Origin of the sequence: Gracilibacillus boraciitolerans JCM 21714, from assembly GCF_000521485.1 — a bacterium.
Taxonomy (GTDB): Bacteria; Bacillota; Bacilli; order Bacillales; family Amphibacillaceae; genus Gracilibacillus; species Gracilibacillus boraciitolerans.
The window spans coordinates 38,231-50,793 of sequence record NZ_BAVS01000023.1 but is presented as its reverse complement, the minus strand read 5'-3'; the positions used below and the strand labels follow the sequence as shown (position 1 = coordinate 50,793).

The following is a 12,563-nucleotide window of genomic DNA, read 5'->3' as shown; positions in this document are numbered from 1 at the left end:
AAACAGAAATTTCCTTTGCACCGTCGCCAATCGCAGCGACATAGAATGTTGGAGCATATCCAATCTTTTCCTCATAGGCTTTTTCGATAGCTTTTTGCACGTTTTCTACTTCAGTTTTTTCAACAATTGCGATCGCACATCCACCAAAACCTGCACCAGTCATTCGTGCACCTAGTACACCTTTTTGTTGCCAGGCTGTTTCCGCAATCGTGTCGAGCTCCATACCTGTAACTTCATAGTCATCACGTAAGGAAACGTGCGATTGATTAACCAACTCACCGAATGTTGTTAACTCTCCTGCTTTCAGTCTTTTTAATGCTTCTATCGTACGAGCATTTTCATAGACGGCATGTTTTGCTCGCTGTTGGTTTGTATCATCTTTAATTAATGCACGATGCTGTTCAAATTGTTCCGGAGAAAGCTCTCCTAAGCTTCTGATATCCAGCTCTTGCTGTAAATCCGCTAGTGCTGCTTCACACTGACTGCGGCGTTCATTATATTTGGAATCTGCAAGTTCTCTTCTTTTGTTGGTATTGATAATAATAATATCATGATTTGCCAACTTAATTGGAGCATATTCATAATGTAATGTATCACAATCCAATAGTATGGCATGGTCCTGTTTTCCCATGCCAATCGCAAACTGATCCATTATCCCGCTATTGACACCAATGTATTTATTTTCGACCTTCTGGCCAATTTTAACTAAACGAATACGATCGATATCTAATCGAAATAAATTTTCCAGCAAAACACCTGTCACAAGCTCGATTGAAGCGGAAGAGGATAAGCCCGCTCCATTAGGAATGTTTCCATAGAAAAGAACGTCAAATCCGTTAGGGAATGTGAAGCCTTCTTCTTTTAAATAAAGGATCATTCCTTTTGGAAAGTTGGTCCAATCATCCTCTTTTTTATAGGAGAGGTCATCTAAAGAAACCTCAATGATACCTTTTTCAGAGAAATTTTCTGAGTATAATCTTATGATGTTGTCTTGACGAGGCACAGCAATTGCATAGGTGCCAAATGAGATAGCAGCCGGAAAGACGTGACCTCCATTATAATCGGTATGCTCGCCGATTAAGTTAATACGCCCTGGAGCGAAGAAAGCTCTCGGTTGTTCTTCTAATTGGAAAAGGTCTTTAAATTTCTCCAATAACTTAGATAAATCCATGATTTATTCCTCCTTGACATAAATTGTCGACTTAATTAAATTAATTTACTAAGATCATTGTACGTCATTTCCTCCATAGTTACAAGAAAAATACTGTTACTATTTTTAATAACAGTATGAATAAAAATTAATAAAATCTTTACCGTGAATTCAATTACTTCATATTTTTACTTGCTAGAATGAAAAGGTAAGTAATTTAATTCAAGGGAGGAAAGATTATTAATGAATCATCAAAAAAGTTTGAGAACGACTAGTTTATTATTAGCCATCGTACTAGTTTTTACTCAACTATCGAGTGCCGTCATGCCAAGCATCCAAGTGCAAGCAGAAGAAGTAGAAATGATTTCTGTATCACAGGCTTTATCAGAAAGTCACGGCACAGTAGTAACCATGCAAGGTTATATAGTAGCTGCCTTTAATGGTCAGTATGCAATCGAAGTAGCGGATGAGAATAATCAGGAAGCAGCATCGATCATTGTCAAGTTGGAAACAAATCAGCGTGAGCAATTTAGTCCAAACTTAAATGAAGCAGTCTTAGGGAAAAAGATAATTGTTGCTGGAACGAGAGATGTCTACTCAAGTCAGCAATCGATTGAATATGTGACAAGCATTGTCTTTGCAGAAGGGGGATGGAACAGAAGAGGAAGAGCCTGATCAAGAAGTCTCTGTAGTTTCCATTGCAGATGTACGGCAGCAATCAGATGGAAATGTTGTAACCATTGAAGGTGTGGTAACTGCGGATAACTTAGCAAACCCATCGAGTGGTCAATTATCTACTTACATACAAGATGCGACAGCAGGTATTAATATTTTTGCTTATGATGGATCATCCTTTCCTATTTTAAAAGAAGGAACCCGTATTAAAATTACAGGTAAGCTAGATACGTATAATGGTTTAAAAGAAATTATTCCAGGCAGTGCAGCTGATATTGAAATTCTTGCTAGTGGAGAGGGATTACCTGCACCAAAAGATATGACATTAGCAACTATTAATGATGAATCAGTAGCAGAACCACTAGAAGGTCAATTGGTTTCATTATCTGGATATATTCAAAGTATTCCCAGCAGTCCTGCTGGAGGAGGCTACAATCTATCATTAATAGATAGCGATTTTAATAGTACCACTTTGAGAGTGATGGAAGGGACTTTAGATATTGCTAATCTGGAGCAGGGAAAATGGTACGATATTACGGCTATTCTAAGTCAGTATAACAGCTATCAACTACTAACAAGATCGATAAATGACTTTACGCTGTCAGCAGAACAGCCGGAAGCACCAAATGCAGGCGGTGAATACACATCAATGGTTCGTTATGTTTCAGATGGTGATACCATACGTCTTGAAACACCTGTGTTAGGTGCAGATCGTGTTCGCTTTATTAACATTGATACGCCTGAAACGAGTGTGCCAGGTTTAAATGGTGTAGATGAAGCCAATCAGAAAGAGCATGGTCAGTATGCGACAGATCGTTTAAAGGAATTATTACAAGAAGGCGATCAGGTAACATTAAAAATTGGTGAAAAACCAACAGATGATTATGGTCGCTTACTAGCAGAAGTGATTAATAAAGACGGAGTAAATACCAATTTGCAAATGGTGAAAGAAGGATTTGCTGTTTCTTACTTTATCTGGCCAATCGGAGATAAAGAAAACTATCAGCTCTATCAAAATGCTGTAAAAGAGGCAATTGATTCAGAATTAGGTATTTGGAATCCGGAAAATCCGTTAAAGGAATTGCCTTTTGAATATCGGGCGATCTCAGAAGGTGGGGGGGACTTCCATCGTTATATTGGAAACTCAGAAACGAAAGAATATGTGGAACCAACGGCATATAAAGAAGTGCCTGTAGAAGCACGTATATTCTTTGCAAGTGCTGAGGAAGCGGTAGCACAGGGATATACAGCAGCAGGAGAAGAGCCTGTAGAAGAAATGATAGAGCTGCAGTTGTTAAGCATGAATGATTTGCATGGTAAAATTGATCAGCAATATACATTGAATCGTAATGGAGAAAATGACGTTTATGGTCGTATGGACTATACAGCCCAAGCCATCAAAGAAAGAGAGCAGGAAAATGAAAATACATTACTTATCCATGCTGGTGATATGATTGGTGGAAGTTCGCCTGTATCTGCCTTGCTGCAGGATGAGCCAACGGTAGAAATAATGAACGAAATGGGCTTTGATTTAGGAACGGTAGGTAACCATGAATTTGACGAAGGATTAGATGAATTAAAAAGAATGGTTAACGGTGGTGACCATCCCGATGGACTTGGTACTGCGGGTTATCAGGGAATGAATTTTGATGTACTGTGCGCGAACTGTGTACAGGAGGATACGGGAGAGACTTATTTACCACCATATGCTATTAAAGAAGTGGATGGTGTTGAAGTAGGTTTTATTGGGGTTAATACTCAGGAAACGATGAATATGGTTATGCCAGCATCACTGGAAAACGTTGCATTTACGGATGAAGTAACTGCAGTAAATAATGCGGTAGATGATCTGCAGGCTCAAGGTGTGGAAGCTATTGTTGTCTTAGCACATATGCCAGCTACCCAATCTGGAGATTCTGCAACAGGTGCATCGGCAGATTTAGCCCGAAATGTGGATGACGCAGTTGATATTATCTATGCTGCCCACAATCATCAGGAAGTAACTGCAGTCGTTGATAGCAAATGGATTATTCAGGCATCTGAATATGGCAAGGCGTTTGCAGATGTCGATATTCAAATTGATCGTGAAACAAAAGATATTCATGATGTCAAAGCGGAAATTGTTTTTGCTAACCAGGCTGATTATCAACCAGATCCAGCAGTGAAAAGTATTCTTGATAAATACGCTGTGGAGATTGAAGATATTGTTAATGAAGTAATTGGATACAATGCACAGCTTTTAGAAGGCAAATATACCAATGATGGTGATCATGGTTAGGTAATTTAATTGCAGATGGTATGAAATGGGTGATGGACGCTGATTTCGCTATGCACAATGGCGGTGGTATTCGTGACATTTTAGATGAAGGTCCAATTACTTGGGGGTGAAGTATTCAATATTTTACCTTTTGCCAATAATGTCATGTCAGTTGATATTAAAGGAAAGGATTTAATTTCGATTTTAAATGATAATTTGTCAAGCTACGGTTCTGATTATAGTGTAGCTGGCTTACATTACACCTACAATTATGATTTACAGCAGGTAGTGAATATTACACTACCAGATGGAACGCCGATTGATCCAAAAGCAACCTATACATTGGCAACAAATAACTATATTGGAACAAAAGATGGACCAATAAAAAACCTGGGAACGAATCAAGTAATGGGTCCAGTTGATGTAGATGCAGCAGTTGATTATATTAAGTTTTTAGATACATCGGAAGAGAATCCGCTAGTAATTGGTTCAGAGGGTCGTATTACTCAAACCGATGAGATACCTGGTAGCGAAGAAGATGAAGATAAAGATGTGATCGGCTATAATGGGCAAGAAATAGTTGGAACCTTTACAAATGGAAAAGATCACGGATTAGGTAATTTGATTGCTGATAGTATGAAATATGAAATGGATAGTGACTTCGCAGTTATAAATGGTGGGGGGAATGGCTTCTTCTTTGTTAGAAGGTAACATTACTGCCTCATCATTAGAAAAAATCTTAACACACGGTAATACCTTAGTGAAAATGAAAGTTACAGGAGAAGAATTAGAAGCAATCCTAAATGCCCAACTTTCAGAAAATGGATCAGACTATAGTGTAGCAGGATTTAACTACCGCTATAACCAGAAGTCACAAAAGGTAATCTCTATAACATTACCAAATGGTAATAAAGTCAAGAAAAAAGATACGTACACATTAACAACAAATAATTATTTAGCTTCACGCGGCGTGTTTGCTCAATAGAATCCGAGCAAGTTGAAGGACCAGTTGACGTAGAAGCGCTTGAGAATTATATTATCTCACTGGAAACAACAGCAGAAGATCCATTGAATTATGGACCAGAGGAGAGAATCACGACTGTAAAAAACCATTTTTCCTTTTCACCGTTAAAATCACATTTGTATTTTTTGGGTATGCTAGCTGGACACGTGATTAAGAATTTTCTAATAAAACTTTTTTATTAATATTATTGATCCTTGAAAAGCGATAAAGGTGTAAATGGTTCACAAATTTCAGCTTTCTGATGAAAATAGAAGATTTAAGGACAGTTCAAAATATAAAAGTCTGCTATCAACGTTATGTTGGTAGCAGACTTTTTGTTTCTGTGAAAATAGTTACTTTTGATTAATGGATATATACTTTTCTCTAGTTAACTTAGCGGCTTCGACCATTTTTTTAAGCGCTGCAATTGTTTCTGGCTCTTTCCTTGTTTTTAGACCACAATCAGGATTGATCCAAAACTGTTCGACATCGATTGTTTCCAAAGCACGATTTATATTTGCCTCCAGTTCTTCGATGCTTGGTACGCGTGGACTATGAATGTCATAAACACCAAGGCCAATATCTTTTTTGTAATCATTGATCTCAAAGGTTTCGACCATTTCTCCATGACTGCGGGAAGTTTCAATTGAGATTACATCTGCGTCTAACCCATCAATTGCCTCATATATTTCTCCAAATTCTGAATAACACATATGAGTATGAATTTGGGTTTCAGGCTTCACTGTTGAAGTTGCTAATCGAAAGGCGCGAACAGCAGCATCAAAATATGCCGGCCACTTTAGTCTATCTAATGGTAAGCCTTCGCGTAATGCTGGTTCATCTACCTGGATGATGCTGACACCCGCATCCTCTAAAGCTAATACTTCTTTTTCAAGTGCTAATCCAATTTGGTCCTGTACAGTAAAACGAGGCAGCTCTTCGTGAACGAATGACCAGTTTAAAATGGTCACAGGACCGGTTAGCATTCCTTTAACCGGTTTGTCTGTTAAGGATTGGGCATAAGCTATTTCTTTTACCGTTATTGGATGCTCCCATTCAACATTACCTGCTAACAATGGTGGTTTTACACATCGGGAACCATAGGATTGTACCCAGCCAAACTCTGTTACAGCAAAACCCTTCAATTTTTCTCCAAAATACTCTACCATATCTGTTCGTTCGAATTCACCATGGACAAGCACATCTAATTCAAGATCCTCCTGAATTTGGATCCACTTTCTGGTTTCTGATTGAACAAATTGATTGTACTGATCATCGGTTAATTCACCTTTGCGCCATTTCGTACGTGTTCTTTTTACTTCAAGAGTTTGAGGTAAACTTCCTATTGTTGTCGTAGGTAATAAAGGTAAGTTTAAATGTGCTTGCTGTCTCTTCTTTCTTTGTTCAAAAGGTACTTCCCGTTTAATGTTTTCTGCAGTAGCTTCTACTGTTTGGTTACGATAGTCGGATTGATCCAGTCTTTCTATTGCATGTACGCTTGCTGTAAACGCATCAGATACAGACTCTTGTCCTTCTTTAAGAGCGGTTGTCAACACCTTTATTTCTGTTAATTTTTCGTCTGCAAAACTGAGCCCATCTTTTACGACTGTATCAAGTTTCTCTTCTGTATTTTTTGTTACAGGAACGTGTACGAGGGAAGAAGACCCTTGCACAATAATTGTCTTAGGATTTGCTGCTTCTTCAATATCTGCTAATAATTGGAATTTGTTTTCCAGGTTTGCACGCCAAACATTACGACCGTTTATAATCCCTGCACCTAACACTTTATCAGCAGGAAAACCGTATTTTTGGATAAGTGATAAATGATCACCATGGACAAAGTCTAGACCAAAACCATCGACAGGCAGTTTGATAATACGTTGATAATGCTGTACGGTCTCGAAATAAGTTTGTAAGATTAATTGAATGCCTGATATTTTGTTATCAAAGTTTTGATACACCTTTTCAACAAGCTTTAACTCTTTTTCTGAAAGATTTGTTCCGAGAACAGGCTCATCGATTTGTACCCAACTAGCTCCTGCTTCTGCTAACTCTGATAAGATTTGCTCATATAATGGTAACAAGCGATCGACCCATGCCTCGAGCTCAGTTTCTTCATATCCTTTTGCGAGTTTTACAAACGTAACTGGACCGATAATCACCGGTTTACCATCTATCCCTAATTCTTCTTTTGCCTCCTGATAATAGTATAGTGCCCGATTTTCCAATAGTTTTGGCTTCGTATCATTTAATTCAGGGACAATATAATGATAATTCGTATTAAACCATTTTGTCATTTCAGCTGCAACTGCATCTTTTTCTCCCCCCCGCGCTATTGCGAAATAAGTTGATAACTCGGCAGGATTATGATCTTGAAATCTTTTCGGGATAATATTAAATGAAACAGCAGTATCTAATACATGATCATATAATGAAAAATCGCCAACTGGAATAAGATCGATTCCCTGTTCCTTTTGTTTTTGCAAGTTTTGTAATCGTAATTTCTGCGTTTGTTCCTTAAGTGTTTTTTCGGTAATATCTCCTTGCCAATATGCCTCAATTGCGCGTTTCCATTCTCTGTTTTTTCCGATACGAGGGTAACCTAGATTTGAACTTAAAATAGTTGTCATAATATAAACTCCCTTAATTAAATTTTTGTTTTTAATTTTGTTTTTTCGTGTACATATCTGGTTAATTCTACGGTGGAAGCATAATGCATAAATGGTGTGATAATATAGATTCCGTTGAAATAATTAATAGCTGTATCAATTAACTCTTTTGCTATTTCGATTCCTTCACGAAAACCATCTTGTCGATTTGTCTGTTGCTGCATACGTGCTCTTACTTCATCTGATAATTTCATTCCTGGAACTTCATGATGTAAGAATTCTGCATTTCGATGTGATGTAAGCGGCATAATTCCAATGAAAATTGGCTTGTTAATATCTTTAGTTAATCGGTGTAATTCAATAATTTTCTCATGGCTGAATATTGGTTGTGTCAGGAAGTAATCTGCTCCATGTTCTATTTTTCTTTTCATACGTTTTACCGCTTTTTCCAGATTTGCTACATTTGGATTAAAGGCAGCTGCAACTTGGAAATTGGTTTTTAATTTTAGCGAACTTCCAGAAAAAGAAAGGCCTTCATTACATTGTTTGATTAGTTTTGTCAGTTCGAATGAGGTTACATCAAATACAGATGATGCACCAGGAAAACCGCCGATTCTGGTGGGATCACCAGTAATGGCAAGAATTTCATCTAATTCTAACGTATGTAACCCCCCCATTAAATGAGATTGTAACCCAATTAAATTGCGATCACGACAGGTTAAGTGGATCAAGGGTGTAACTTTAGAACCAGCCTGTTTCATTTTGATGGCCATTGCTGCATTACTAATTCGTGGGGTAGCTAAAGAATTATCAGCGAGTGTGATTGCATCTACTCCGGCATTCTCTAATGCAAAAACCCCCCCATCCATAAATGTATCAATATCAAGATGCTTTGGAGCATCTAACTCGACAATTACTGTGTGCTGTTTTTTTGCCTTTTCTGCAAGCGAGTCTTTGTTAGTCTGTTTGTGTTGATTTTTATTTGTAATGGAAAGAAGAGCTTTTACTTCTTTTTCTTCGATTGGCTTTAAATCTTTAATGCCCTCTTTTAGTGCTCGGATATGCTCAGGAGTTGTTCCGCAGCATCCTCCGATTAAACGCACGCCTTGATTGCGAAAATCTTGAGCACATTGTGTGAAGTATTGACTGTGCTGACTGTATACAAGCTTGCCATTTTGATAGTCAGGCAGACTTGCGTTTGGATATGCCGCTAAATAAGCGTTTTGAAGTAAAGGTACAGATTCTAAGGCTTTGATCATATAATGTGGTCCTAAATGACAATTAACACCAACTACATCTGCGCCAAGCTCATCAAGGTTACTAATGCCTTTGGAAGAGCAATGCCATTTTCCAATACTCCTGGTTCATGCATCGATACGTTGGTAATGATCGGCAGGTCTGTTTCGTTTCTGGCAATCTCTAATGCTTCTTTTACTTCATCAAAGTCATAATACGTCTCAAGCAATAGTCCATCAACACCCTCTAATAAGAGAGAAAAAAGCTGTTCTTTAAAACTGCGGATTATTTCTTTTTTTGATGTTACTAATTTTTGTACGCCTCTAATGCCACCAATCGTTCCTAAAACAAATGCTTTATCTTGTGCAGCTGATTTAGCAATTTGCACAGCTTTCGTGTTGATTTGATGTACTTGATCCTCCAGGCCAAAGCGGTTTAATTTAATGTAATTTGCTCCATACGTATTGGTTTGGATCACCTCTGCACCAGCGTCAATATAAGATTGGTGCACGCGCAGAATCTCTTCCGGGTCTGATAAATTATACGATTCAAAGCAGCGGTCCACTCCATGCGCGTATAATAACGTCCCCATTGCTCCATCAGCAATGACGATCTGGTCCTTCAATTTCGACAATAATTCTGACATTTTTTCACCCCATTTCTTTGTAAAATAAAAAATCTCCGTCTAATGAAAGACGGAGAAAAAACAGCAAAAATCTCTCATCTTCCAAGCATATTTACATGCTTGCTGGAATTAGCACCTTGTCTTTTTAGACGGTTGCTGAGGTCTCAAAGGGCCAGCCCCTCCACCTCTCTGGATAAGAATCAAATATTTAATTAGTAGCGTTGTATGTATACTACATCAATAATCCAATTATTACAAGGGGGTAAAGTTGTAATTAATCAAATATACCTATCTGATCTTCTTGACAGCTTTTATGGATGTGATATGATAAAAGTAGTTGAAAATGATTATCAATTATGAAAAAGGGGGGAATCCTCATGAATTTGCAACAACTTATTAAAGAACGGCGCTCGATTGCTTCTTATCAGGATAAGCAGGTTTCCATTGAGTTAATAAAGGATTTATTAGATATAGCAATTTGGGTACCAAATCATAAAATAACGGAGCCATGGCGTTTTGTATTTATTCAAGGAGACGCGAAAAAGAAACTGGCAGAAATTAATAAACAAATAACGTTGTCAATAAGTAATGTTGAAACAGATGATGCGTTGAAAATTATAGGTAATAATGCCTATAAAAAAATAATGGAGATCCCTTTTATCTTTTTTGTTATTAATCGTTTGCATCCGCAAGAAAAGTTAAGAGAAGAAGATTATGCAGCTACTAGTTGTGTTATTCAGAATTTCAACTTGCTTGCATGGGAACAAGGCTTAAGTGCCTTTTGGAAGTCAGGGAAATTAGCCTTCTGTGAAGAGACAGCAGAATTAATTGGATTACAGGAAAACGAAAGAATCGTAGGTCAAATACAAGTAGGTTATCCTGCCAAATCACAATCCCCCCCAATACCAAGAGAGTCAGCAAAAGAAAGAATAACCATTATTAACTAAATAGTCTAAGAATTAGAGAATCGGGTTAGAAAACACGATTCTCTTTTATTATGGTCTTTGAAAACCTCTGGATATGCCGGGGGGGGTTTTCAAAGACCATAAAAAATTGCCGACGAAGATATTCGCCGGCAAAAGAAAAAGGGGCTATCATTTTGTGAGAAAGCAATCTTTGCAGCATTGCTCAACTTGGAACACCTTAACTATAGCAAATGAATGAAAACTAGAGGTTAATTCTAAGTAAAGATCTTGTAAAGTTTTTCCTTCACAAGAAAAAACCTTTATAATGATAAGTAGAAACAATAAAAGGGGGATGTAAAATGAAAACCATATCCATATGTTTCACAAGTGATATTCATGGTTATATCATGCCGACCAATTATCGTGATAAAGCGGAAGAAAATTTTGGGTTAGCGAAAATAGCTTCCATCCTGGATGAGATTAAAAGAGATAGTGAAACATTGCTTATAGATAATGGCGATTTTATTCAGGGAAGTCCACTTACCTACTATTTTGCTAAAAAGGCTACTGATCAAAAAAATCCAATGATAAAAGTAGCCAATCAATTGCAGTATGACATAGGAGTGATTGGTAACCATGAATTTAATTACGGAATGGATTATCTGCATCGAGCAGTTGAAGAGTCAAATCATCCCTGGTTATCAGCGAACATTGTCAATAAGACAGATAACGAACCTTTTTTAGGAAAACCATATGTAATCAAGGAAATAGCAGGCATTCGAATAGCAGTATTAGGAATGACTACTCATTATATACCAAATTGGGAAGACCCGAACCATATTAAAGACTTGCATTTTGAAGATGTCGTCGAGTCAACCAAGAAATGGGTTCCCTTAATTCACGAATTGGAAAAACCCGATATAATGATTGTCTGTTATCATGGTGGATTGGAGCGAGATCTGGAAACAGGAGAACCTACTGAAAATTTAACAGGAGAAAATCAAGCATATCAACTTTGCCAGGAAGTAGCAGGAATTGATTTAATACTCACAGGGCACCAGCACCGATTTTTGACCGGTGAAATTAACGGAGTTGCCATCGTCCAATCTGGAAGTAATGGTCAAGCCATCGCTGAGATAAAAATTGACTTTGATGAAAAAATTCAGTCGATTCAATCTATATTGCACTATGTGGAAGATGAAACAAAACCAGATATGAAAATAGTAGAACTGGTCCGAGAAGATGAGAGCCACGTTCAACAATTTCTTGATCAGACGATTACAATGGTAAAAGGCGATATGACCATAACAGATCCAGTGGCGGTTCGAAGATATGGTCATCCCTTCATTCACTACATTAATCAATTACAGATGAACATAACCGGGGGGGTTGATATATCCTGTACAGCATTATTCCATGACAAGTCTCCAGGCTTTCCAAACCAAGTAACAATGAGAGATATAGTAGCAAACTATATTTTCCCTAACACATTAAAAGTGGTGGAAGTAAGTGGTCATGATATTAAATCAGCGTTAGAAAAATCGGCAGGTTATTTTCAAGTAGAGAATGATCAATTAGTAGTGAATCCTAGCTTTGTAACACCAAAACCACAACCTTATAATTATGATATGTGGCAAGGCATTTATTACGAAATCAATGTCTCTAATCCTGTTGGAGAACGTGTTACAACCCTTAATTATCATGGGAAACCTCTCAATCCAGAACAAAAGTATCAGGTTGTAATGAATAATTACCGTGCCAGTGGTGGTGGCGATTATCATATGATTAGTGGCAAAAGAATCGTCCAGGACGTTCCTATTGACATGACAGAACTAATTTCAAATGATCTCTTAAAGCGAGAAACACTTGAGGCTGAACATATAACGCACTTTAAAATCTTAACATCAAACTAATAATATTAAAGCTTGCATTTCTATATTTCTATCTGAAAATCAATTTAAAAAACTAGAGTAATGGATGTTAGTTAGCATAAATGATGGTATTTTTATAGAAAATATTACAGTTGTATGTATAAAATCAATTAATGTTGCCCCCCCATAATGACAAATGTGACAAGCCTTTGTAATATAGTAATGTTTGTTA

At 37.4% G+C, this 12,563-nt stretch carries 9 protein-coding genes, 1 pseudogene and 1 riboswitch; of the genes and pseudogenes, 7 read left to right on the top strand and 3 right to left on the bottom strand.

Features of this window, described 5'->3' with window-relative positions; genetic code table 11:
- Window positions 1-1,171, bottom strand: a 1,171-nt coding sequence (locus JCM21714_RS13065) for a galactokinase (RefSeq protein WP_035724931.1), incomplete at its 3' end; no start/stop codon positions are given.
- A gap of 222 nt (window positions 1,172-1,393) precedes the next feature.
- Here JCM21714_RS13065 and JCM21714_RS13060 point away from each other — a divergent pair.
- From JCM21714_RS13060 to JCM21714_RS13050, 5 genes are read left to right on the top strand one after another with little or no spacing between them, the layout of a single operon-like run.
- Window positions 1,394-1,825: a DUF6359 domain-containing protein gene (locus JCM21714_RS13060; RefSeq protein WP_035724929.1), complete on the top strand. Its 432-nt coding sequence runs from the start codon at window positions 1,394-1,396 to the stop codon at window positions 1,823-1,825.
- Complete coding sequence (locus JCM21714_RS18535) at window positions 1,788-4,103, top strand: thermonuclease family protein (protein ID WP_052000636.1); 2,316 nt, start codon at window positions 1,788-1,790, stop codon at window positions 4,101-4,103. The genes JCM21714_RS13060 and JCM21714_RS18535 overlap by 38 nt, the downstream gene beginning before the upstream one ends.
- Window positions 4,104-4,123: 20 nt before the next feature.
- Window positions 4,124-4,213 (top strand): 5'-nucleotidase C-terminal domain-containing protein, encoded by a 90-nt coding sequence (locus JCM21714_RS21790; protein WP_235182848.1) that lies wholly within the window; start codon window positions 4,124-4,126, stop codon window positions 4,211-4,213.
- Window positions 4,188-4,793, top strand: a complete 606-nt coding sequence (locus JCM21714_RS21785) for a 5'-nucleotidase C-terminal domain-containing protein (RefSeq protein ID WP_052000634.1) — start codon at window positions 4,188-4,190, stop codon at window positions 4,791-4,793. The genes JCM21714_RS21790 and JCM21714_RS21785 overlap by 26 nt, the downstream gene beginning before the upstream one ends.
- Window positions 4,768-5,067, top strand: coding sequence for a 5'-nucleotidase C-terminal domain-containing protein (locus JCM21714_RS13050; protein WP_158413520.1), 300 nt, complete (start codon window positions 4,768-4,770; stop codon window positions 5,065-5,067). Before JCM21714_RS21785 ends, JCM21714_RS13050 begins: the two co-directional genes overlap by 26 nt.
- A gap of 371 nt (window positions 5,068-5,438) precedes the next feature.
- Here JCM21714_RS13050 and metE read toward each other — a convergent pair whose 3' ends face one another.
- Window positions 5,439-7,715, bottom strand: coding sequence for a 5-methyltetrahydropteroyltriglutamate--homocysteine S-methyltransferase (gene metE, locus JCM21714_RS13045; RefSeq protein ID WP_035724926.1), 2,277 nt, complete (start codon window positions 7,713-7,715; stop codon window positions 5,439-5,441).
- 17 nt (window positions 7,716-7,732) lie between these two features.
- A pseudogene (locus JCM21714_RS13040) lies at window positions 7,733-9,576 on the bottom strand (bifunctional homocysteine S-methyltransferase/methylenetetrahydrofolate reductase).
- A 71-nt stretch (window positions 9,577-9,647) separates the two neighbouring features.
- Window positions 9,648-9,755, bottom strand: a riboswitch (SAM riboswitch).
- A 177-nt stretch (window positions 9,756-9,932) separates the two neighbouring features.
- Here JCM21714_RS13040 and JCM21714_RS13035 point away from each other — a divergent pair.
- Window positions 9,933-10,502, top strand: a complete 570-nt coding sequence (locus tag JCM21714_RS13035) for a nitroreductase family protein (RefSeq protein WP_035724923.1) — start codon at window positions 9,933-9,935, stop codon at window positions 10,500-10,502.
- A 317-nt stretch (window positions 10,503-10,819) separates the two neighbouring features.
- On the top strand, window positions 10,820-12,373 hold the full coding sequence (locus tag JCM21714_RS13030; RefSeq protein WP_035724921.1) for a bifunctional metallophosphatase/5'-nucleotidase: 1,554 nt from the start codon (window positions 10,820-10,822) through the stop codon (window positions 12,371-12,373).
- Window positions 12,374-12,563 lie beyond the last annotated feature (190 nt).